Annotated in this window: 24 protein-coding genes; 7 read left to right on the plus strand and 17 right to left on the minus strand. The window is 60.7% G+C overall.

What is annotated here, in order from left to right; translation table 11 throughout:
* Positions 1-64: 64 nt before the first annotated feature.
* From ubiV to ubiT, 3 genes are read right to left on the minus strand one after another with little or no spacing between them, the layout of a single operon-like run.
* Positions 65-970, minus strand: a complete 906-nt coding sequence (gene ubiV / locus ACTIE1_RS11390) for a ubiquinone anaerobic biosynthesis protein UbiV (protein WP_439562917.1) — start codon at positions 968-970, stop codon at positions 65-67.
* 4 nt (positions 971-974) lie between these two features.
* Entirely contained in the window at positions 975-1952 is a 978-nt protein-coding gene (gene ubiU / locus ACTIE1_RS11395; protein WP_439562918.1) for a ubiquinone anaerobic biosynthesis protein UbiU, read from the minus strand.
* Positions 1952-2488, minus strand: a complete 537-nt coding sequence (ubiT, locus tag ACTIE1_RS11400; RefSeq protein WP_439562919.1) for a ubiquinone anaerobic biosynthesis accessory factor UbiT — start codon at positions 2486-2488, stop codon at positions 1952-1954. Before ubiT ends, ubiU begins: the two co-directional genes overlap by 1 nt.
* Before the next feature lie 133 nt (positions 2489-2621).
* On the opposite strand from ubiT, the gene ACTIE1_RS11405 reads away from it, so the two are divergent.
* The 3 genes from ACTIE1_RS11405 to ACTIE1_RS11415 all read left to right on the plus strand — a co-directional run bounded on the left by ACTIE1_RS11405 (position 2622) and on the right by ACTIE1_RS11415 (position 6086).
* The gene (locus tag ACTIE1_RS11405; protein ID WP_439562920.1) at positions 2622-4118 is read left to right on the plus strand and encodes a UbiD family decarboxylase; all 1497 of its coding nucleotides are present in this window, start codon (positions 2622-2624) and stop codon (positions 4116-4118) included.
* Positions 4115-4678 (plus strand): UbiX family flavin prenyltransferase, encoded by a 564-nt coding sequence (locus tag ACTIE1_RS11410; RefSeq protein ID WP_439563382.1) that lies wholly within the window; start codon positions 4115-4117, stop codon positions 4676-4678. Before ACTIE1_RS11405 ends, ACTIE1_RS11410 begins: the two co-directional genes overlap by 4 nt.
* A gap of 247 nt (positions 4679-4925) precedes the next feature.
* Complete coding sequence (locus tag ACTIE1_RS11415) at positions 4926-6086, plus strand: glycosyltransferase family 4 protein (RefSeq protein WP_439562922.1); 1161 nt, start codon at positions 4926-4928, stop codon at positions 6084-6086.
* 161 nt (positions 6087-6247) lie between these two features.
* Here ACTIE1_RS11415 and ACTIE1_RS11420 read toward each other — a convergent pair whose 3' ends face one another.
* The 5 genes from ACTIE1_RS11420 to ACTIE1_RS11440 form a co-directional block, all read right to left on the minus strand.
* Positions 6248-7021, minus strand: coding sequence for a FadR/GntR family transcriptional regulator (locus ACTIE1_RS11420; protein ID WP_439562923.1), 774 nt, complete (start codon positions 7019-7021; stop codon positions 6248-6250).
* Positions 6990-7943: an ABC transporter ATP-binding protein gene (locus tag ACTIE1_RS11425; RefSeq protein ID WP_439562924.1), complete on the minus strand. Its 954-nt coding sequence runs from the start codon at positions 7941-7943 to the stop codon at positions 6990-6992. The genes ACTIE1_RS11420 and ACTIE1_RS11425 overlap by 32 nt, the downstream gene beginning before the upstream one ends.
* Positions 7940-9802 carry a dipeptide/oligopeptide/nickel ABC transporter permease/ATP-binding protein gene (locus ACTIE1_RS11430; RefSeq protein WP_439562925.1) on the minus strand — a complete coding sequence of 621 codons (1863 nt, stop codon included), beginning with the start codon at positions 9800-9802 and terminating at the stop codon, positions 7940-7942. The genes ACTIE1_RS11425 and ACTIE1_RS11430 overlap by 4 nt, the downstream gene beginning before the upstream one ends.
* 13 nt (positions 9803-9815) lie before the next feature.
* Positions 9816-10763, minus strand: a complete 948-nt coding sequence (locus ACTIE1_RS11435) for an ABC transporter permease (protein ID WP_439562926.1) — start codon at positions 10761-10763, stop codon at positions 9816-9818.
* A gap of 71 nt (positions 10764-10834) precedes the next feature.
* Positions 10835-12412 (minus strand): ABC transporter substrate-binding protein, encoded by a 1578-nt coding sequence (locus ACTIE1_RS11440; RefSeq protein WP_439562927.1) that lies wholly within the window; start codon positions 12410-12412, stop codon positions 10835-10837.
* A gap of 105 nt (positions 12413-12517) precedes the next feature.
* Here ACTIE1_RS11440 and ACTIE1_RS11445 point away from each other — a divergent pair, with 105 nt between their 5' ends.
* Complete coding sequence (locus ACTIE1_RS11445) at positions 12518-13180, plus strand: DUF1028 domain-containing protein (RefSeq protein WP_439562928.1); 663 nt, start codon at positions 12518-12520, stop codon at positions 13178-13180.
* Positions 13173-14399, plus strand: coding sequence for a M20 family metallo-hydrolase (locus ACTIE1_RS11450; RefSeq protein WP_439562929.1), 1227 nt, complete (start codon positions 13173-13175; stop codon positions 14397-14399). The genes ACTIE1_RS11445 and ACTIE1_RS11450 overlap by 8 nt, the downstream gene beginning before the upstream one ends.
* Before the next feature lie 133 nt (positions 14400-14532).
* Here the strand turns inward: ACTIE1_RS11450 and ACTIE1_RS11455 are convergent, their stop codons facing one another.
* Together ACTIE1_RS11455 and ACTIE1_RS11460 are read right to left on the minus strand one after the other, a co-directional pair.
* Positions 14533-14712, minus strand: coding sequence for a hypothetical protein (locus ACTIE1_RS11455; protein ID WP_439562930.1), 180 nt, complete (start codon positions 14710-14712; stop codon positions 14533-14535).
* 17 nt (positions 14713-14729) lie between these two features.
* Positions 14730-15545, minus strand: a complete 816-nt coding sequence (locus ACTIE1_RS11460) for a UDP-2,3-diacylglucosamine diphosphatase (RefSeq protein WP_439562931.1) — start codon at positions 15543-15545, stop codon at positions 14730-14732.
* A gap of 249 nt (positions 15546-15794) precedes the next feature.
* Between ACTIE1_RS11460 and ACTIE1_RS11465 the strand changes: the two genes are divergently transcribed.
* Positions 15795-16190 carry a diacylglycerol kinase gene (locus ACTIE1_RS11465; protein WP_439563383.1) on the plus strand — a complete coding sequence of 132 codons (396 nt, stop codon included), beginning with the start codon at positions 15795-15797 and terminating at the stop codon, positions 16188-16190.
* 83 nt (positions 16191-16273) lie between these two features.
* On the opposite strand, the gene ACTIE1_RS11470 is transcribed toward ACTIE1_RS11465, so the two are convergent.
* The 5 genes from ACTIE1_RS11470 to ACTIE1_RS11490 all read right to left on the minus strand — a co-directional run bounded on the left by ACTIE1_RS11470 (position 16274) and on the right by ACTIE1_RS11490 (position 20999).
* The gene (locus tag ACTIE1_RS11470; protein WP_439562933.1) at positions 16274-17770 is read right to left on the minus strand and encodes a tripartite tricarboxylate transporter permease; all 1497 of its coding nucleotides are present in this window, start codon (positions 17768-17770) and stop codon (positions 16274-16276) included.
* Positions 17767-18240, minus strand: a complete 474-nt coding sequence (locus tag ACTIE1_RS11475; RefSeq protein ID WP_439562934.1) for a tripartite tricarboxylate transporter TctB family protein — start codon at positions 18238-18240, stop codon at positions 17767-17769. Before ACTIE1_RS11475 ends, ACTIE1_RS11470 begins: the two co-directional genes overlap by 4 nt.
* A gap of 75 nt (positions 18241-18315) precedes the next feature.
* Positions 18316-19278 (minus strand): Bug family tripartite tricarboxylate transporter substrate binding protein, encoded by a 963-nt coding sequence (locus ACTIE1_RS11480; RefSeq protein WP_439563384.1) that lies wholly within the window; start codon positions 19276-19278, stop codon positions 18316-18318.
* A 37-nt stretch (positions 19279-19315) separates the two neighbouring features.
* On the minus strand, positions 19316-19996 hold the full coding sequence (locus tag ACTIE1_RS11485; RefSeq protein ID WP_439562936.1) for an RraA family protein: 681 nt from the start codon (positions 19994-19996) through the stop codon (positions 19316-19318).
* Position 19997: 1 nt separating this feature from the next.
* Entirely contained in the window at positions 19998-20999 is a 1002-nt protein-coding gene (locus ACTIE1_RS11490; protein ID WP_439562937.1) for a hydroxyacid dehydrogenase, read from the minus strand.
* 172 nt (positions 21000-21171) lie between these two features.
* Here ACTIE1_RS11490 and ACTIE1_RS11495 point away from each other — a divergent pair, with 172 nt between their 5' ends.
* Entirely contained in the window at positions 21172-22080 is a 909-nt protein-coding gene (locus ACTIE1_RS11495) for a LysR family transcriptional regulator (RefSeq protein WP_439563385.1), read from the plus strand.
* A 222-nt stretch (positions 22081-22302) separates the two neighbouring features.
* Here ACTIE1_RS11495 and ACTIE1_RS11500 read toward each other — a convergent pair whose 3' ends face one another.
* Positions 22303-22455, minus strand: coding sequence for a PAS-domain containing protein (locus tag ACTIE1_RS11500; protein ID WP_439562939.1), 153 nt, complete (start codon positions 22453-22455; stop codon positions 22303-22305).
* A gap of 4 nt (positions 22456-22459) precedes the next feature.
* A complete protein-coding gene (locus tag ACTIE1_RS11505; RefSeq protein WP_439562940.1) occupies positions 22460-22690 on the minus strand; it encodes a hypothetical protein in 231 nt (76 codons plus the stop codon).
* Positions 22691-22788 lie beyond the last annotated feature (98 nt).

Genomic DNA, 22788 nt, shown 5'->3' on the forward strand with positions numbered 1-22788 from the left:
CGGCCACGCGGGCCGGGGCAGTTACAGGTCATCTATGGGATTACAGAAAACCCGCTGGGACGTTTCAGGCGGGCGCAGTGCGGTGATGCCAGTTTGCACCCGCGCCATCACGCCCGTATCCGTCGCAAAACTGCATGCCGGGATGGGCGGCGTTCAATGCCTCGATCAGGGCATGCGCGGGCAATTCGCCAGCCAATAGCTGCGCGTAATCGTGGCAGATTGCGTGAAACCCCGCCGATTGCGGTTGCAACCGCAGCGCAGTGACGCCCATGTCCTGATACTGCGTGACATATTCCGCCATACAGGCATAGGACTGGCTGAGGGTCTGCACACCGTTGACTGTCAGAAACTGCTGACCTTCCAATGTGTCCACATCGCGCCCGTCGGGGTCTTGTTCGCACACGAACTGGCAGGAATCCTTGGCGCGTTCATGCAGCCGCGCATGATAGCACCGGCCCGAGATGGCCAGCGGCAGGCGTCCATGCCCCCAAACCTCCAGCGCGACACCTTCGGCCTGCGCGACCTGTGCCAGCACGGCGATGGCGGGCATCGGCAATTCCGGCGGCAGGCAGATACGCGCGGCCCCGCGCCGCGCCAGCCAGCGCAATGTGCCTTCATTATAGACATTGACCAGTGGTCCAACCCAGAAGGGCTGTCCTGCGGGGATATGATGCAGCGCGCTCAGGTCGTTCACCTCTAGCGGCAGGTCCATATCCATCAGGTCGGCGGTCAGCTTGCGTTCGCGCTTCAACGTGATCAGCGAAAGCGACGTCAGCGCAACCTGCTTGCCCGCTGCCTGCAACAGTGCCACCGCTTGCGGGATCTCATTTTGCCAGAACGGTAACCGCTTGGAACAGACCAACTCACCCACCACCACGCGGGCAACCGGCGCATTGGCCAGACCGGCATAGAAGCGGCGCACAGATTCGGCGTTCCAGAAAAACGGGTTCGGGGCGATTGTCAGGTCCATTGCGTCACCTCCATGTCTTGGCATATGCGCCTGTGGTGGCGGCTTGCCCTTCCGACAGGCGGGCCAAGGCCAGCGCGGGCGGGGGGCGGCCGGTTTCCAGCGCATCGGTCACGGCACGAAACGCCCGCACGATCTGCGCGACATAGGCCCGAGAGCGCTGCCTCCCTTCGATCTTCAGCGCGGTGACCCCTGCTTGCGCCAAACGCGGCACAAGGGTCGATGCATCCAGACTGACCGCGTCCTCGAACACATGGCCGGTCTTGTCGCCCGAGGTGAAACAACCCTTGCACAGCGTCGGATAAGGCGCGGCCCCACCTTTGGGCGTGCGGTGAATGGTAAAACCGCCCAGCCGCGCCACACTGTCTGTGCCGTCAGTCGCGTAATCGACATGTTCGGGCGGCGAGCAGACACCGTTCATGTTGGGTGACCGGCCAGTGGCATAGGATGACAGCGAACAGCGCCCTTCGGCCATGACGCATAGCCCCCCGAAAACGAACACTTCCGTTTCGACATCAATCTCGCGGTTGATGGCCGCGATTTCCTCGACGCTTAGAACACGCGGCAGAACCACGCGGCGCACGTCGAAGGCACTGGCATAGAAATTGATCGCATCGGGATTGGCAGCCGCCGCCTGCACGGACAGATGGCGGCGCAGGTCAGGGTGATGCTCGGCAGCATAGGCCAGCAAGCCCAGATCGGCCAGAATGACCGCATCCGCGCCCGCGCGTTCTGCATCACCCACCGCCGCATGCCACAGCGCCTCGTGCCCAGCAGTCGGGAAGGTGTTGATCGCCACCAGCACTTTCGCACCGCGCGCATGCGCGTAGTGTACGGATTCGGTCAATTCTGCGCGCGAGAAGTTCAGGCCGGGAAAGTTGCGCGCATTGGTTTCATCGGCAAAACCACAATAGATGCAATGCGCGCCCGCATCAACGGCGGCACGCAGGGCGGCGGGGGTTCCGGCGGGGCAGACAAGTTCCATCAATACACCTCCTGTGGGGCGCGGCGCAGATGCAGGCCGGTCACCCGTTCCAGCGGGGTCAGTGCCATCCGCAGCGGCGGGGCAAGCAGCGGCAGCGCGCGCGCGATTTCCGCGCTCAGGTCCAGTTCGGCGTCATCCAGCGCATTGCGCAGCGCCAGAACAGCAGATGTGTCCCCTTCAATCTGCAACGCCCCCGAGAAATAGAGCGAGTCGCCATCCTCGACCCCGTGCAGCATTGCCAGAAACGCGGCCAGTGTGCCCGCGATCCGCGCATCCGCGTCACGCGCGGCATTACGTCGAAAGGCGCGCAACTGTGCTTGCGCCGGATCAAGCTGCAAAATGAAGGGCAGATCCGTAATGTCCAACACGAAAACATATGATTGATATTTATCAATACGAGTCAAAATCTGTGGATGTGCGCGTAACAATTTGCGCGCAAGCTGACTCAGCGCGAGTGTGAGGGGCCAAAGCGGTAAAACATGCATCGGGGCTGTAATAAAAACCGGCGTTCTGACGCTTGAAGGATCGTTGCACATAAATCCGCCCCTGCACTTGCAGTGAAATGACACACCCTCGCTATCAGAGGGGAAGCGCTTGATGTTTGACTTAAATCAATCACTGGAAAGATTCTGCCTGATATCCGACACCTATCCTTTCTGGCAGGCTGTCATGCGTCAATTCCCCCCTTTCCCTGATCTGCGCACCTTTCTGACATGGTTGGCGGGGCGCAATGATATTCTGACTGTTGCCGACCCTGTCGATCTGCGCCACGAAATGACCGCGCTGCAACTTGGGGCCCTGCGGGCCGCGGGGCCGGCGTTGCGGTTCACGCATGCGCATGACGGGGACAATCCTGCGCAGATGCCGGTTATCACGAATTTATTCGGCACGCGCGCGCGGGTGGCGGCAGGGCTGGGCATGACACTGGACGACCTGCCGCAACTGGGCGCGTTTCTTGCCGCCCTGCGCAGCCCCGCCCCTGTGGACGGCATGCGCGACGCGCTGTCGCGCTGGCCAATGCTGCGCGCCGCACTTAGCGCAAGGCCGCAAACCTGCCGCAGCGCGCCGGTGCAGCAGGCGCAGGATATTGCCGATCTGACGCAAATCCCCGTCCAGACACCGTGGCCGCTGGATGCAGGCCCGCTGATCACATGGCCGGTTGTCATCACCCGCCCGCATGGCACGAAGGCCCATCAGATCGCGCACTATAATCTGGGTGTCTACCGCGCGCAGGTGCTGGGGCCAGACCGGCTGATTTTGCGCTGGCTGGCGCATCGTGGTGGCGCAGCCCATGCCCGCACATGGGCGCAGGCGCGCGACCCCATGCCCGTGGCCATTGCGTTGGGCGCTGATCCGGCAACATTGCTGTCCGCCGCATTGCCCCTGCCCGAAACCGTGTCGGAACTGGGCTTTTCGGGTGTGTTGCGCGGGGCGCGCACTGAACTGGTTGCGGCGAAAACCGTACCGCTGATGGTGCCGGCGCGGGCCGAAATCATGTTGGAGGGGTGGATACATCCGGATGACACAGCGCCAGAAGGTCCGTTTGGCGACCATACCGGCTATTACAACGCGGTCGAACGTTTTCCGGTCATGCGTATCGCGGCCATCACGCACAGGCGCGATCCGCTGTATCTGACCACAGTGACGGGCCGCCCACCCGATGAGCCGTCAGTTATTGGCGAGGTGTTCAACGATCTGGCCCTGCCCGTCATCCGCGCGCAGATCCCCGAAATCCGCGACCTGTGGCTGCCACCTGCGGGCTGTTCCTACCGGATTGCTGTGGTGCAGATCGACAAACGCTATGCAGGTCAGGCGCGGCGCGTGATGATGGCACTTTGGGGAATGTTGCCGCAATTCAGTTATACCAAGCTGGTGATCGTTGTGGATACCGATATCGACCCGCGCAACTGGGATGACATTGCATGGGCGCTTGCCACGCGCATGGACCCGTCGCGCGATCTGATGGTGCTGGACCATACGCCCATGGATTACCTTGATTTTGCCTCGCCACTTGAAGGGCTGGCGGGCAAGCTGGGTGTGGATGCCACCACCAAGATCGGCGCGGAAACCACCCGCGACTGGGGGCAGGTCATGGCGCTTGATCCCGAACACGAGGCCCGCGCGGCAGAGTTTGTCACCCGCCATATAAAGAAAGCCCGCACATGAGCAGACGGATTGTCCTTGGTATCTCTGGCGCATCCGGCGCGGCGCTGGCGCTGGATTGCGCGCGCCTGCTGGCACGCATGGGCATTGTGATTGATCTGGTCACCACCCGCATGGCGCGCCACACCTGCGAACTGGAACTGGGGCCTGAAGCGACACAGGAACTGGAAGGGCTGGCCGATGTGGTCCATGACGGCCGGAATATGGGTGCCCCCATCGCGTCGGGCAGCTATCCGGTGGCGGGCATGATCGTGGCACCTTGTTCAATGCGCAGCCTTGCCGCGATTGCAAGCGGGCTGGATGACACACTGCTGACCCGCGCGGCGGGCGTGCAGTTGAAGGAACGCCGCCCCCTTGTCCTGCTGGCGCGAGAGGCACCGCTGACACAGGCGCATCTGCGCAATATGACCGCCGTGACGGATATGGGGGGCATCATTCTGCCGCCCGTGCCTGCCTTCTATCTGAAACCTGACAGCGTGCAGGCGATCACCATGCAAATCGCCGCGCGTGCGGTGGATCTGCTGCGACTTGGGGCGGCACAGGCTGATGCATGGCAGGGCTGACGCTGTCAGGGCGCGGTCCAGTGATCGCCGTTTCAGCGATCTGGTCCCCGCAAACCGGACCGTCCAAGGTTGGGGTTCCCCACTATGCCAAGGTGTCGGTTTTGTAGCAAATGAGGCTGAGAGCGGATCGCCACAGGGCAAATATGACGCAGCACTTGCATGCGGTGATGGCGGGCCATGCGCAAAGACATAAGGATGTTACATCCGCGCGTCACACTGCGCACAGAGCCGAACTTGCCCGAGTGGTATGACGTTGAAATCCAATTCCGGAACACCCGCATCGCTGCCGCGTATCCTGATCATCAGCGATGCGTGGGAACCTCAGGTGAATGGCGTTGTGCGGACCTATAAGCACTTGATGCGCGAATGGCGCGCTATGGGGCATGAGGTGCGCGTGATCGGGCCTGCGGAATTCACGGCCTTGTCGATGCCCGGATATCCTGAAATCCGCCTCGCGCTTTGGCCGGGGCGCAAACTGGCGCGGCTGATTGCGCAGTTCAATCCCGATATCATCCATATTGCAGTTGAAGGACCGTTGGGTTGGGCGGCCCGACGCTATTGCCTGCGTCATGGCATTGCGTTCTCGACATCGTTTCACACCAATTTTCCGGCCTATATTGCGCTGCGGGCCCCCCGCGCATTCAGGCCGATGCTGGAACGCGTTGCCCTTGCCATGCTGCGCCGGTTCCATGATCGCGCGGACCGTGTCTTCGTTGCAACCCGTTCCTTCGAGGCGCTGTTGTGCGACTGGGGTTTTCGCGCGCCTTTTGCGCGGCTCTCGCGGGGCGTGGACACAACGCTGTTTTTTCCGGCCCCTGAAAAACCCGAACCGTCCAAAGTCGATGCGCCGACCCTGCTTTACGTTGGCCGGATCGCCCCCGAAAAGTCGCTGAAGACATTCCTTTCGCTGGATGAACAGGCGCTGGGGCGACACCGCAAGGTCATCGTCGGCGATGGTCCCGCGCTTGGAGAGTTGCAGCGCGCGTTTCCTGATGCCGAATTCTGCGGCAAGCTGGAAGGAAACGCGCTCGCTGACGCCTATAGGCGTGCCGATGTTTTTGTTTTCCCGTCCCGCACGGATACATTCGGGATTGTCCTGATCGAGGCTCTTGCCTCGGGCCTGCCTATTGCTGCGCATGATGCGCCCGGACCGCGTGACATCGTGACAGACCCAAGCCTTGGTGCATTGGATGACGATCTGGCATGCGCAATCCGGCATGCACTACATGCGCCCGGCGGGCGGGACGCGCGCGCGGCCCATGTCAAGGCGACCTATGACTGGCATTCTGTCGCGCAGGCATTCCTGCGCGCCAACACCGGCTACAGGACCGGCGCACGGACCATGCGCAGTACTTTTGCGGCACATACGGATCTGGGGGCGGGATCGCCCGCGCGGACTCGGGGGTGAACGCACGCTCTGGCAGCGAGATCGGATGGTGTGGCACATCCTGATAGGGCAGATGGTCGATGCAGTTCACATGGGCGCGGTGGCGTCTGTCGGTGCCTTCGAGCAGATACCAAGGCCACGATACTGGAATTCGCAGTCCCGATCAGGCCAATACGCAGAGGTCAGATAATCCCGCTCTCGGGTAAGAACCGTTGGGTAAGAACCGTTTCCTGCATCAGCATCAAACGATGCGCGTTTTTCATATGTTCGGACATAATATGCCGCGCAGCTATGGCATCACCTGCGCGCAAGGCTGCAATCAAGCGTGACTGGTAATCAAGCCCCGAGGACCAGAGTTCCCGGTTAGGGTGGGCATAAAGACGGCGCGAAACGGTAATTTCGGCCAGCATGTTGGCGGTAAACCGGATCAGGAACCTTAGCAGCGGGTTGCCCGACATTTCGGCCAGCATCGCATGAAATCTTAGGGATTCAACATGCTGTTCGCGCTCCTCCTCGGCAGTGCGTGCCGGTTCGGAATAACATGTCATTACCCCCTCAAGGGCGGCAAACTGGCTGTCATCCAGACGGCCTGCAAGGCTTGCTGCCAATTCGGGTTCCAGCGCCTGCCGGATCTGGTAGACATCATCGATCGTCAGATGTTCAAAGTAAAAATAGTTCCCCAGAAGCGCGGTCGCCCGCTCCTCGGAGACCTGATGAACAAAGACACCGCCACCCGGCCCGGTGCGGGACTTGACCAGCCCTTGCGCTTCAAGAATTCGGACCGCTTCGCGGATGGTGCCCTTAGCCATGCCGAAGCGGTCAATAAGTTCAGCTTCCGATGGCAGGCGCACGCCTGGTCCCCAGCCATTTTCCATGACCCAGGACTTGATCGCCTCGGCGACCTGTTGTGGCCGTGACAACCGGTCAGGGGTCGAGCGGGTGGTGACAGGCGGCAAACTGGTCTCCTTCTACAAGTTGCAGATCCGGCACCACTGCCCTGCACAGATCGGATGCGCGGGGGCAGCGTCCGGCAAAGGCGCAGCCCGCTGGCGGGTTCAGCGGGTCCGGCAATTCACCCGACTGTGCCCCCCCAAGCGGACGCCCCACGACGGGCGCCGAGTCTGCCAGAAGTTTCGTATAGGGATGGCGCGGCGCTGCAAAGACCTTTTCGGCGGGACCACTTTCCACGACAGAACCGAAATACAAAACCGCAATGCGATCGCTGACGGCTTCGACCACTGCCAGATCATGGCTGATGAACAGATAGGTCAGGTTGAATTCGGATTTCAGATCGGCCAGCAGGTTCAGAACCTGTGCCTGCACGGACACATCCAGCGCCGAGACCGGCTCATCAAGGATCATTATGCGCGGGCTTGCCGCCAGCGCCCGCGCGATCCCGATGCGCTGTGCCTGCCCGCCGGAAAATTCATGCGGATAGCGGGTCAGGAACTCAGGCCGCAGATTGACCGCGTCGAACAGCTCCGCGATGCGGTCGTCCAACGCCTTGCCGCGCAAACCATGTAACAGGCGCAGCGGCACCTCCATGATCTGACGGATGGTTTTGCGCGGGTTCAGGCTGGAAACGGGGTCTTGGAACACATATTGGATCAAGCGCCCGAACGCCGCCGGGTCGGCGCGGTTCAACGCGCGCCCCTCGATCTCGATACTGCCCGATGTGGGTGGCGTCAGCCCCACCAGCATCCGCGCCAAGGTGGACTTGCCGCAGCCGGATTCCCCCACGATTCCCAGTGTTTCGCCCGTACGAACGTCAAGGGACACGGGATGCACTGCATGAACATGCGCCCGCGGCGGACCGATCAGGCGCTTGCCGATATCAAATGTTTTGGCCAGATCTGTGGTTTTCAACGCAATCGTCATTGTGCCCCCTCGGGAAACAGGCAGCGCACCTTGCGGGCCGCACCTGTCAGGTCAATCTCGCCGCCGCGGCAAGCCGCCTGCGCCTTGTCACAACGCGGGGCGAAGGCGCAACCTTCGGGCAGTTGGTCCACAGCAGGCGGCAGGCCGGGAATGGCTGCAAGCACGCGCCGCCCCCCGCCCAGTTCAGGCACGCAGGCAATCAGCCGCTTGGTATAGGGATGCGCGGGGGTGGCCAGCACCTCCTCGGTGGCCCCCGCCTCGACGATCCGTCCGCCATACATGACCGCGATACGGTCACAAAGCTGGCCAACCACGCCGAAATCATGGGTGATGAACAGGATCGCCAACCCGCGCGAACGGCGCAAGTCATCAAGAAGCGCCAGGATCTGTGCCTGTACCGTTACATCCAGCGCAGTGGTCGGTTCATCCGCAATAATGATGTCAGGATCATTGGCCAGCGCCATGGCAATGCCCACACGCTGGCGCATCCCGCCCGACAATTCATGCGGATAAGCCCGTGCGCGCGCAGCCGCATTGGGGATGCGCACATCTTCCAGCAGTTTGACGGCACGCTTGTGCGCCTCAGCATGGCTGACGGGATCATGCACGCGGATTGCCTCGATCAGTTGATCACCGATGCGGTAAAGTGGGTGCAGGGTCGACAGCGGGTCCTGAAAAATATAGGCGACCTTGCGCCCCCGCAAGGACCGCAGCAATTCATAAGGCGCGCCAATCAGGTCCTGCCCTTCCAGCCGCACGGCCCCGCCCGTGATCACACCGGGCGGCGACGCCACAAGCCCCATCACCGACAGCGCCGTGACGGATTTGCCCGAACCGGATTCACCGATCAGCCCCAGACATTCGCCCGGTTTCAGGTCAAGCGAAACCTTGTTGACCGCCTTGTAGATGCGCGGGCCGACATGAAACTGGGTTTCCAGTTCATCAATTTGCAGCAGCCCGTCCCCTTTTGGCGCAGGGGCCTCCGCCCGATCTACCCGCGTGGTCGCCATGGGCCGCGCCAACGCGCCCGAGCGCAGACGCGGGTCCAGCGCATCGCGGATACCGTCGCCCAACAAATTGACCGACATCACAATCAACAGGATCATCACGCCCGGCACGATCGAGGTATGCGGCGCGGTAATCAACGCCGAGCGCGCCTCGCCCAGCATCGAACCCAGATCGGCCTGCGGCGGCTGGCTGCCAAGGCCCAGAAACGACAGGCCCGCTGTTTCAAGGATCATCCAGCCGATGGTCGTGGACATGGCAATCACGACGACGGGCACGATATTCGGCACCACCTCGGTCAGCAGGATGCGCGTGTGCCCCATACCCGCCAGTTTCGCTGCATCAATGAATTCCCGATGCGCAATGCCAACCGTAACCCCGCGAATATTCCGCGCGAAAAACGGGATATTCACCACCGCAACCGCAATCAGCGCATTCAGCAGCCCCGGTCCCAGAACGGCGACAATGGCCAACGCCAGCAGGATATAGGGAAATGCCATCAGCATATCGATGCCGCGCATGGTCACATTATCCGTGCGCCCGCCGAAATAGCCGGCCATGACCCCGATGGCCGCGCCCAGCAGCCCCGCGACGAGTGCCGCCGCGAAGCCCACGGCCAGTGACAAGCGCGTGCCCCACATCAACCGCGACAGCAGATCACGGCCCAGATGGTCAGTGCCCAGCAAATGCCCGTCTGACAGGGGGCGCAGGAAACGGTTGGCGGTGTTGGTCTCATTTGGCGCATGCAGTGGCAGAATGGGTGTCAGCAACGCCAGCACCACGATGATCCCCAGCACGACGGCCCCGAAGCCCGCCAGTTTGTTGCGAAACAGCAGACGCAGAAACAGGCTCATGTCTTGATCCCCCTCATGTCTTGATCCGGGGGTCCAGCCAGGCTTGCGCCACATCGACAAGAATGTTGAAACCGACATAACAGGCCGCAATGAACACGACCCCGCCTTGCACCAGCAGAATATCGCGTTTCAAGATACCATCGACCAGCATGCGGCCCACACCGGGCCATTGAAACACCATCTCGATATAGACCGCGCCCGACAGCACGAAACCCGCCTGAATGCCCAGCACCGGAATAATGCTGACCATCGCCGCGCGCAGCGCATGGCCCCGGATCACGCGGCGCTCATGCACGCCTTTGGCGCGCGCGGTGCGAATGAAATCCTGCCGCAGCACCTCCAGCATCGCACCCCGCGACAGCCGCGCGATCACGCCTGTGGCCACGACCGACAGCGCAAGCGCGGGCATGGTCAGGTGCCGGATCAGGTCAGGCAGATCGCCGCCGCCCCAGATCGAATACATCCCCGACACGGGAAACCAGCGCAGCTTCACGGCAAACAGCAGGATCATCATCATGCCAAGGAAAAATGACGGCACCGAAATGCCAAGGATCACCACAAAGGTAATCGCCTTGTCCGCCAGTCCGTATTGACGCGCGGCAGAAACCACCCCGGCCAGAATGCCCAGAAGCGAACACAGCACAAAGGCCGTGCCCGCCAGAATCAGGGTCGCCGAAAACCGGTCAAGGATTTCGTCCAGCACAGGCCGGTTCAAGGCAAAGGACCGCCCGAAATCGCCCTGCAACAAGTTGCCCAGCCAGATGAAATACTGGCGCCAAAGCGGCTCATCCAGTCCCAGATGGCGGTTCAGCCGCGCGACATTTTCGGGTGTTGCATAGCTGCCCAGTATCGCCGTTGCCGGATCGCCGGGGATCATTGCCATGATCAGAAACACGATCACCGTAATGCCCAGCAGCACTGGAATGGCCGACAAAAGCCGTTTCAGAATATAGCCGCCCATTGCCGTCCCTATGCTTCATCTTGCCCTAAATACTCAAACAGGGCGCGCGACCGCGCGCCCTGCCTGCGGTATCAGTTCTTCACCACGTCTTTCAGAAGCAGAAAGAAAGACGGTTCCAGCTGGAAATCTTCGACCGCATCCGAAGTGACGGCATTCTGCATCCAGTTCGCCACGAAAACCCATGGCGCATCTTCCTGCACGATCGCCTGCATCTCGCGGTACAGCCGCGCGCGTTCGTCCTGATCTGTCTCCACGCGTGCCGCTTCCAGCAGCGCATCAACTTCAGGGTTGGAATAATAGCCCGAATTGAACCCGCCCGCATCGGGCCAGGCATCCGTGCGCAGCGCAAGGAAGGGCAGCGTGTCGGGATCATTGGTCATCCAGGCCATTTGCGCCATATCGGCCTTGCCTTCCAGCCCAGGGTTCACGCGGCCCAGAAAGGTGTTCCATTCATACGTCTCGATCGTCACATCGAAACCTACAGCGGCCAGATCGGCCTGAATCGCGGTGCCCATCGGGATCGGGTCCAGCATGCCGGACCCGCCTTCGGTCACATAGAACGTCAGGCTCGCCCCTTCGGCGCCAGCTTCAGCCATCAACTCGCGGGCGCGGTCGGGGTTATAGGGATACGGCTCCAGCTCCTCGTTATAAGCCCATGCAAAAGCGGGCGGGATCGGGCCGGCGGCAATGGTGGCTGTGCCTTCCAGCACGTCATTTACCAGCGCTTCCTTGTTGATCGCGTAATTCGCGGCCTGACGCACGCGCTGGTCGGCAAAAGGGCCTTCCTTGGCGTTCAGGATCAGGAACCACAGATGCGGGCCGGCTTGTTCATGCACGGTATGCTGCGCGCCCTGAAACTGCGAAATCGCCACAGGCGGCACTTCTACCATCACGTCAATCCCGCCTGCCAGCATTTCGGCCACGCGGGTGTTGGCATCTGTGATCGGGCGGAAGATCACGGCCTCGGTCCCTGCGGTCCCGTCCCAGTAATCCTCATTGCGGGTTACGACCACGCGTTCGTTGGAACGCCATTCTGCAAACTGGAACGGTCCTGTGCCTGACGGGTTACGCCCGAAATCGCTGCCGTGCTCCATCACGGCGGCGGGCGAAACGATAAGCCCTGTCGGATAGGCAAGGTTCGACAGGAAGGGCGCATAGGGTTCGTTCAGCGTGAACCGCACCGTCAGGTCATCCACGGCCTCGACTGTCTCGATCGCGCTGAAGAAGAAGGACAGCGGGAACGGGCCGGTTTCGTGATAGGGGTGGTCTTCGTTCAGCATCCGCTCGAAATTCCAGACCACGGCTTCGGCATCAAAAGCGCCACCATCATGGAAGCTGACACCCTCACGCAGGGCGAAGGTGTAGACTGTGCCATCCTCGGAAATCTCCCAGCTCTCGGCAAGTGCGGGTTCAACTTCCAGCGTGCCGGACGCGTAGCGCACCAGCCCGTCATAGATATTCATAAGGATACGGAAATCATTAACTGCCGTCACCGCATGCGGATCGAGTGCCTGCGGTTCAGCGATCTGGCCCACGACCAACACACCGGGCGGTGTCTGGGCATTGGCGGCAGTGACCAATGCCGAGCTGGCCAAAAGAGCGGCTGTCAGAACCCCGAAACCGCGACGGGTCAGTGATGAAAAGGCCATATCCGGCACTCCCTGTTGGTTTGATTGTTGCAATCTATTTATCATGATAATTTGCATTCGTCAAAATTTTCATGATAAATGGGCAGGACCAAGGGAAACAAACAGATGACTTTCTCGATTCTTGCACAAGATTTGAACACGGGCGCTTTGGGTGGCGCGGCGGCGACAGGGTCGCTTTGTGTTGGGGGCTGGGTTTTGCGGGGCGATTCGCGCGCCGGCTTGTCCGCGTCGCAGGGGGCCGCCCCTTCGACAATGTGGGGCGAAGATGCGCTGGTTCGGATGCGGGCAGGTGATACGGCTGAACAGGCGCTTGCAGCGGTGGTTTGCGCTGATGCAGGGCGCGAATGGCGACAATTGGCGCTGTTGGATAGTGCGGGCGGCACCGCGTGCCATACCGGCACGAAAAACACGGACTGGCGCGGATCATTGGCCGCATCGGGGCTGGTGGTGTCGGGCAATCTGCTGGCAGGATCACAGGTGCTGGAAGCCCTGCGCGATACATTCCTTACTGCGCGGGGCGATCTGGCGGAACGGCTGCTGGCATCCATCGCTGCGGCCGAGGCGGCAGGTGGCGATACGCGGGGCCTGCAATCTGCGGCGCTGCTGGTCGTGTCCAACGACACGCCGCCACTGACGCTGCGCGTGGACTGGTCCGAAAATCCGATCTGCGCCTTGCGCGATCTGCACAGGCGCAGCCAAAGCGGCGCTTACGCCGCATGGTTGCCCAGTGTTCCCACCCGCAATGATCCGGAACGTGGCCATGACTAAAACAAACTGGGGCGCACTTGCGCAGCATTGGCTGGACCGGCTGGCCGCCTGTTCCGAACCCGGCCCGGGCGTGACGCGCCTGCCCTTTACACCTGAACACCGTGCCGCGCTGGGTGTGTTGACCGAATTGATGGAACAGGCGGGGCTTGCGGTTCATCTGGATGCGGCAGGCACGCTGATCGGACGGCAAGATGGGCCAGAGGGCGCGCCTGCCCTGTTGATGGGGTCGCATCAGGATTCGGTGCGCGAGGGCGGCGCCTATGACGGGATCATGGGCGTTGTGCTGCCCGTGCTGGCGTTGATGAAATTGCGACAGGACGGGGTGGCGCTGCCTTTCGCGGTCGAGGTTCTGGCCTTCGCCGATGAAGAAGGCGTGCGCTTTCCCACAGCGCTGATGGGCCCACGCGCGCTTGCCGGAACATTCGACATGGCGGCGCTGGACCTGCGCGACCGTGACGGCATATCCCTGCGCCGCGCTATGGAAGATTTCGGGTTGAATCCCGATGCCCTGCCGGCGCTGAAGCGCCGGCGCGCACAGGTTCTGGGCTGGATCGAAATTCATTTGGAACAGGGTCCGGTTCTGGAAGCTGCGGCACAGGATATAGGCATTGTCACCAGCATCTGCGGGATTGAACGGCATATGATCACGCTGACCGGCACGGCCGCGCATGCGGGCACCATGCCGATGCATCTGCGCCGCGATGCGCTGGCCGGGGCTGCGGAACTGACGCTGGCCGCGGAAACACTGGCGCGCGAAACGGGTGGGCTTCTGGCGACCGTCGGGGCCTTGCAGGTGCGGCCAGGTGTGGTGAATGCCGTCCCCGGCGAAGTGGCGCTGACCCTTGAAATCCGGGCGCCTGATGATGCCATGCGCGAACGGGCTGGCGGCGCATTGACGCAAGCGGCCCATGACATCGCGAACCGGCGCGGACTAAGGCTGGACATCACGCGGACCTATGCCCAACCGGCAACGCCCTGTTCAGCACAGATCATCGAGCGCTTGTCGAAATCCGTCGAGGCAGGAAACCGAGAGGCGCCGCAGCACATGGCGTCCGGCGCGACGCATGACACCTCGGCTATGGCTGGGCTTTGTCCGGTTGGGATGCTGTTCACCGCGTGTCGCGACGGCATCAGCCATCATCCTGACGAGGATGTTCCGGTTGCCGCAATGTCATCAGGCATCAGGGCACTTGAGGCGTGCCTGAGGCAGTTCCAATAATCGGACGCCGCCGCACAAGTTGGGTTGCACCACCGGCCGGACCCGTGCCACCCAGATCCCATGTATGGCGGTAGATGATCAGCGCGGCCCGTCCCACAAGCGATTTCAAGGACACGCCCGCCCGCAGGCACGTTCAGATCGGCAATCGGATGGTCACGCGCGGTGACAGGTCCAGCGCCACCATATCCGCCACAGGGTCTTCCCATATCTGGGCATAAACCAGCCCCTGAAACAGGCGCGCGAAAAGCCGCACCTGTAGCCCGATATGGTTTGTCGCAGGGTTCTGGCATACCGCGCCATCGACCCGGCGCATGATTTCACTGGCATCACTTATTGCACAAGGGCTTTCTGGCCAGAATGTGAATGTCCGGAATTCAGGGGCAGACCCACGGCAGCCTGTCGTGCACCGATCAAACGCAGCACACCATCGCCCGCGTCCATCAGCGCGGTCATGCTGTCCACCCAGTCGCCGCAATTTGCATAGGTCAGACCGAAATGGTTATGCAGCGCCGCAATGTGGAAATGCCCGCAGATGACCCCGTCCAGACCACGCACGCGGGCAAGGTCAACCATCCGCTGCTCGTGGCTGCGACCGCGATAGCGCAGCTCATTCGCCGCCGTAAGGAGCCAGCCTGCATAGCCGCGCATTCGTGGCTCGCGCAACGACAGCCGCGACAAAAACGCGTCAAGGCGGCGCAAGCCATGGTCGATCAGGCTACCAAGCCGTGTCATAATATGAAACCGGATCAGGCGACTGTCGGCCTCGTCCCCGTGTACGACCAGAAATCGTTTTCCCGTCGGTGCGACATGAACATATGCGTCCAGATATTCGGCAGGCAGGGCGGCATACTCCGGCACGCGGGACGGATCGGGGTCATGATTGCCGCGGATATAGATCAGGCGCGCACCAGATGCGTGGCGCGCGCGCAAGAAGTCGATAACGGCCTGATCCTGCGCACTCCAATGCGGCAGCATAGGTTGCCACAGATCAAGGATATCGCCAACCAGAACATAGGTTTCGGCAGGATGTACACGCAGAAAATGCAGCACATCTTCCCCGCGCGCGGACAAGGCCCCAAGATGCAGGTCTGACAGGAATAACGTGCGGTGTCTTAGCGGCCTTGGAAATGAGCGGTCAAACGGCATGTCAGCATCCAAATAGCTCAGATGCGTGTTGCATGACGCCTTGAGGCAACGGTTTCATGACCGTAAGGTGTCAGTTTTGTAGCAAGCGGCAGCAGGGGTCCACCACCACAGGGCAAGTACGAACAGGCAACTGCCGCATGTTTCACGTCACCCTTCTGCGGTGCCATCGTTCCCTTGCCAGAGTGATCGATACCCAAGGCAGGCGCGTAAGAGTAATCACCTACACAAGAAAACGGGGCACAAAAGCAAATGGATAATCCCAAACCTGCCAGATCGCGCACCGTGCCACCCCGACGCCGCGGTATGCTGCATGTGATCGACGCAACAGGATATTCTATTGCAGGTTTGCGACGCCTTTGGCTTGAAGCTGCAGTGCGGCTGGAATTTGCAGCAGCCTGTATTGTCATGATCGCGTTCTTTTTGCGCGGCGTTGATGCCTGGCATTGGTTCGTCGCTGGCGCACTGCTTGCAGTGCTTCTGGCTATCGAGGCCCTGAACACCGCGATTGAGGTGCTGACAGATCACCTGTCGCCCGAATGGTCACAAATGGCCAAGGACGCAAAAGACCTCGGATCGTTGGCGGTGGGCCTGATAATCGTCCTTGTATGCATCTTTGTCGGGCTGGTCATGACAAGGGTGATCTGAACAGCCACAAGTATCGTCACATCAGTTTATGGGCGCAACGATGCCACGAAAGGTGGGCCAAAGGGGGTAACTGCCACGCGCGGCTATTGCGCTGAGCTACGTTTGCGCATTGCAGAGTACACGCCCCAGATCAGCAGGCAGAGTGTAATGAACAAAACACTCGCACTGATCGGGCGCTGAAGGAATGTCATCGGGTCCCCCCGACCAAGCAGCATGGCGCGGCGGAAATGTTCTTCCATCAGGGGGCCCAGAACGAAGCCCAGTATCATTGGCGCGGCAGGAAAGGACAGGTAGCGCAACACATAGCCCAAAACCCCGAAAAATGCGACCAGAAGCACATCGAAGCTGCTGTTATTGACGCTGTAGGTGCCGATGCAGACGAACATCAGGACAGCAGGGAATAGCCATTGATAGGGGACCGTCAGCAGGCGGACCCAAAGTCCGATCAGCGGGATATTCAGAACCAGAAGAAGCAGGTTTCCAATCCAGAAACTCATGACCAGCCCCCAGAACAACGCCGGTTGTTCTGTCATCAGCTGCGGACCGGGTGCTATTCCATGGATCATCAGGGCACCCAGCATCAGGGCCATTGTGGCCGATCCGGGAATGCCAAGCGCAAGGGTCGGAATGAACGCGGTCTGGTCCGCCGCGTTATTGGCGGATTCCGGACCCATAATCCCTTCAATCGCGCCCTTCCCGAACCGTTCCGGCTTCTTGGCCACCCGGCGTTCCAGGGCATAGGACATGAACGCGGCAATCGAAGGCCCCGTTCCGGGCAAGGTTCCGAAGAACGATCCAACAGCAGACCCGCGCAACATGGGAAACCATGAACGGCGGACATCATCACGCGTGGGCTTCATCGCCCTGAAGCGCACTGCGTCCGGGTCCACCCCTTTCGCGCTGATCTTGCCGACACTTGCGATCACCTCGGATATGCCGAACAGCCCAAGCGCAAGGGCAACCAGCGCGATGCCATCTGCAAGTTCTACAAACCCGAAGGTAAAGCGCCGCGCGCCGGAATAAATGTCCGCCCCCACCAGACCGAACAGTACACCCAGACACACCATGATCAACCCTTTGATCATCGCCCCGTTGGACATGCCTGATGCCGCGATCAGGCCCAGCAACATAAGCGCGAAATATTCGGTTGATGAAAACTGCAACGCCATCTGGCTGATGGTGCCGGAAAACCCCATCAGCAGGATGATCCCGACAGAACCGCCAAAAAACGACGCAAACGTGGTCATCAGCAGCGCGACACCTGCGCGGCCTTGCTGGGCCATCGGGTACCCGTCCAGCGCGGTAATGGCGCTTGACGGGGTGCCCGGCACATTCAGAAGGATTGACGCCGTGCTGCCGCCATAGGTGGTGCCATACCAAATGCCCGCCAGCATGATCAGCGCCGCTGTCGGTTCAAGCTGGAAGGTAAGCGGAAACAGCATCGAGATTGCTGCCAGAACGCCAATGCCGGGGATGACACCCAGAAGTGTGCCCATGAACACGCCGACGAAACACCACATCAGGTTGTTCAGCGACAGCGCGGTTTCCAGACCCAGCAGGATGTTGTCGAAAAAGGTCATGACCAGTTCCACGCGATCAGGGAGAAGGACAGGCCAAGGCCAAACTTGAATATCACCGTGGCAAGCACGACCAGAACAAGGGCCAGCACCACGATACCAAGCGGCTTGTTTCGCGCATCTGACAGCGCGGAAATACATACCACCGCGATTACCGCAGGGATCAAGCCCATTGGGCGCAACAACACTGCAAAAGCGACCACGCCAGCCACCGTCAGACCGGCAGTGCGCAACTCAAACCGGACCGGCGGCCAGTCATGGCCGGCATTCGCGCGCAAGCTGCGCCAGCTGTTCAGCGCAAGCACCATTCCCAGCAGCGACAGGACTGCACCCAATCCGGCCGGAAACATGCCCGGCCCCATGCGGCGCATGGTTCCCATCGGGTAATTTCCATGGGCATAGATGACGATGATAATGCCAACTGCGCAAATCATCAGTCCTGCAACCATGTCAGCGCGCGCGTTCTGGATCATCTCTCACCCTCCCTGTTGGAAACGACATGCGGGCCGTGGCATGTCAGCCACAGCCCGCATTCCGGCAACTGCGCTTTAGCGCAAGCCTGCAGCTTCGACAACGCTGGCCCAGGCGGCAACCTCGTCAGCCAGAAAGTCGCGGAACTCCTCGGCGGTGCCGCCAAGGACAACACTACCCTGTGCCTCAAGCGCTGCGCGCAATTCGGGGTCTGCAAGGGCGTCATTCACTGCCTGATTCAATGCCACGACGGCATCTTCGGGCATACCTGCCGGACCCACGACGGCCTTCCAGTCTTCGGCCAGATACCCGTCAAACCCGAGCGAGGCGACCGTCGGCACATCGGGCACCAGCGGGTGAGGTTGGGCGGAAGTTACGGCCAGCAGACGCACATTGCCTGCCTCCACATGCTGCATGACGCTGGGCAGCGACCCGACATAGATATCAACCACGCCGCCCATCACATCAGAAATGGCCTGCGCAATGCCGGTATAGGGCACATGCTCAAACACCAGATCGTCCTGCGCCATCAGGCGTTCAATCGACATATGCGACACGGTTCCGGTACCCGGTGTGCCATAAAGGACGGAACCGGGTTCTGCGCGCACAGCCTCCAGCACGGCCGCAAAGTCCGCAAACGGGCTGTCATTATGGGTGATGATTCCCATGGGCTGGGTATTGACCAGGGCGATGGGGGTGAAGTCTGCCAGCGGGTCGTATTGCACCTCGGGGTTCAGTGCCGGATTGACCGCCAGATTGGACGTCTGCCCCATGCCAATGGTCTGCCCGTCACCATCCGCACGCGACAACTGGTCCATCCCGATTGTCCCGCCAGCGCCGGGCTGGTTCAGAATGACAAAATTCCAGCCGGTGGTGCGCGCAATCTGGTCATTCAGCTGCCGCGCAAGCACATCTGTGCCACCACCTGGCGGATAGGGCACAATATAATCAATGTTTCCGGCAGGATAGGATTGTGCAAAGGCACTTCCGCCCAAGGCGATGACTGCAGCGCCTGCCAGCGCGAAAAGTTTGGTTTTCATGGTTTCTCTCCTCCTTAAGTGATCGATAGGGTCTTGCTCAGGCAGCGGGAAGCGTGCAGCCAAGGCGGCGCAATGTCTGGTCTATCCAGCTGCGGTCGTTTGTTTGCGCGGTGATTTGCGCCATAAGTTTGGCCTCGGCCATCTGCTTGGCTTCGGTTTTCTCCAGAACCTCGGCAGCAACCGCATAGGGCACGGCCAGAACACCGTCACCATCGCCGATGACCAGATCACCGGGTTCAATGACCATGCCATCCAGTGCAATGGACACGTTGATTTCGCCGGGGCCGTCCTTGTAGGGGCCGCGATGTGTGATGCCCGCAGCCCAAAGCGGCAGGTTCGCTTCGGCAATCGCATCTGCATCGCGGATTGCGCCATGAATGACAAAACCCGCAACCTTTCGGTTGATTGCGTGGGCCAGCATCAATTCGCCCATCAGCGAATTGGTCAGATCGCCGCCCCCGTCGACGACGATCACATCGCCGGGCAGCGCCATATCGATGGCCTTGTGCAGCATCAGGTTGTCACCCGGTCGCGCCTTGACCGTAATGGCCGGCCCAGCCATAGCGCCGCTGCGATGCATGCGAGTCAGGCGTGGCCCTGCCCCTGTCATGCGGTGCATGGCATCGCTGACATTTGCCACGGGCAGTGCTGCGAAGCGGGCAATCAGATCAGTGGAAACCGCGCGTTCACGGTTAAGGATACGAAAACCGATAGACATCTTATTCTCCTGTCGCCGGGGCCAGTTGGGCCAGCAAGTGCCGGTTCATGATGCGATGCGCGGGTATTTCGCGCCCTTCAAGCATGTCGATGATCCCGCGCAAGGCTTCTGTGCCGACACGGGCATTGGCCTCATTGGTGACCCCACCGATATGCGGCGTGACCAGAATGCGGGGATCGGACAGGAAAGGGTGGTTCGCGGGCGGGGGTTCCACCGCGAATGTATCCAATCCCGCCCCCGCAAGATGGCCCGACCGGATTGCGTCCAGTAACGCATCTTCGTCGATCAACCCGCCGCGGGCGGTATTGATAACATAGGATCGCGCGGGCATTTGCGCGATATTCGCGGCATTTACAACCGCGCGTGTGGCGTCGTTCAGCGGGCAATGCAGACTAAGGATATCCGAATTGCGCAACAGGTCGGTCAAGGTCTTGCAGCGGTCAATATCCATGCGTGCAAACGCGTCATCGGGTGCAAAAGGGTCAAAGGCGTGCAGTTTCAGACCAAGCCCACCTGCCATCCGCGCTGTGGCCTGTGCAATAGCGCCCATCCCCAGCAGGCCCAATCGCAGCCCCGCCAGTTCCCGCCCTGAATACCCCGGTTTTTCCCATCGACCGGCCCGCATTCCCGCGTCAAGTTGGCCCAGACGCTTTACAACCCCCAGAATAAGGGCAATCGCGTGTTCGGCCACCGAAATGGCATTCGCGCCAGTTGCTGCCAGAACCGGAACACCGCGATCGGCGGCTGCGGCCAGATCGATATTGTCCACCCCCGCACCATGTTTGGAAATCACGCGCAGTTGGGGCGCGGCATCCATCACGGCTGCATCAATTCGTCCCATCCGCGCGATGATCGCGACAGCGCCGCTATCGGCCAGCGCTGCCACCAGTTGGTCGGTGCTGGCATAGGGCGGCGCGTAGTGAAGGACATATCCGGATGCGTTTGCCAGCCTGACTGCGTCAGCGTGCAAGTTCGGTCCAGTGACGAGGATGGCTTTCGACATAGTGTTCCTTGACGCAGATAGCTTGATGCCCTGCTGCTTTTGAGTCTCGTAAGTGATTGGGCCGTCCCCCTCTCCCAAGGGGTGGCATTCTCCCGCAGCTGAACATATCGAAAACTTAAGCTTTACAAAAACGCCGATTTTGACATATTAAGTTAAGCAAAACTGGATTAATATGGATACGAGACAGCTTCGCACCCTATTGGCCATCGTCCAGCATGGCGGCTTCGCCAAAGCGGCAGAGGTTGTCCATATCACCCCGTCGGCAGTCAGCCAGCAAGTTCAAGCCTTGGAGCAGGAATTGGACGTAACGCTGTTCGAACGCAGCAGCCGCCCCCCGTCGTTGACGCCGCAGGGCCTGCAAGTGGTTGAGATGGCGACGAATATTCTGCGTATGGTCACGGAAACACGCACAGATCTGTCAGGCAATCAGGTGAATGGCACGCTTTTGCTGGGATCGGTGCGCACCAGCGCCTTGGGCGTCCTGCCGCGCGCGATCATGAAAATGCGCACGACATATCCACAGCTGAAGATTAATCTTCGCGTAGGCAATTCCTCCAGTTTGATCGCTGAAGTTGCGGCCGGGCGACTGGATGCCGCAGTCGTGGCAGAGAATATGAGTATCCCGCAACTGATTCGCTGGAGTCCCTTCCTGCGCGAACCCCTTTGGGTGGTCGCGCCCAAGGATCTGGCATCTGATGATCCTGTCGCAATGCTCAGGACACTGCCCTTTGTACGGTTCCAAAGCCCCGTGCCCCTGGCGGGGCTGATCGATACGGAACTGGCGCGATTGCAGATCGCAACACAGGATATCGCGGAAATGGATTCGATCGCATCCATCATCAATTGTGTGGCCGAGGGGATGGGTATTTCCATTGTTCCGGACATAGCGCTGCGCGAACCAGACGCCGAAAACCTGATCTACCGTCCCTTTGGCCAGCCTCAGGTTTATCGTCAGATCGGCCTGATTGAACGAATTAATTCCAGACGAGCGGGAGTTATCAACCATTTCCATAGGATACTGGCCGATACATGCGGCGAGCATGGGGTTGTGCGCGACGCAACAAGTGAAGGTTATCTTTGAACAATGGTACTTGGGTGTTCAGTCGCGGAATCTGGCGGGTCGGGTTCGGGATGAACCTATCTGGCGTTAAAGTCCTGTTTTGCAGATGTATTCGCGGGGACAGGGCCGATCAGGGCCTTGATACAACCGGCGGAATTGCAGACTGCGATGACGCCGGCGCGGCGCGTCCGCAACTGGTCGTGACTGTCATTGTGAACGGACGCGGTCGGGGCATCGACTGCATCACTCACCGGTTTCAACCATGACCCGCATCAGTTGAGAGAATGTCATGTCCGGACGCAACTTCTGACTCAGGCCGGGTAGGTGTTCGGCATAACGTGAATTCGACAGGACAAGCCGTTCATCCTTGTCGAAAATCACGAAGCCGTCTTGCAAAGCCTCAACAGCCGCATAAAGCTGCGCGCGTGCGGCGCTGGTGTTCGCGTTGAACCGCCAGCACCAGTGTCATGGCGATCAGCAATCCAATGACAACATAGGCGACAATGGCAGCACGGCGTTGCAATGCGCCCGGTTCCTCGCGCTCGCGGTCAGCGACCGTATTGAATACCTCCATGACCTCAAGGATGAAGCTGCGTGCCTCGGGCATCAGCAAGTCAAGCGCATCAGCCATGTCCGGCAAGGCCGCGTTCAATGGCGCTGGCAGGTGTCAATACGGCAATGCACCCGCACCTGACTGTTTAGCCCCCCTTGCGCTGGCGCAACTCGTTT

The sequence above is a fragment of the Roseinatronobacter sp. genome (assembly GCF_051859525.1).
In the GTDB taxonomy this organism is placed as follows: Bacteria; Pseudomonadota; Alphaproteobacteria; order Rhodobacterales; family Rhodobacteraceae; genus Roseinatronobacter.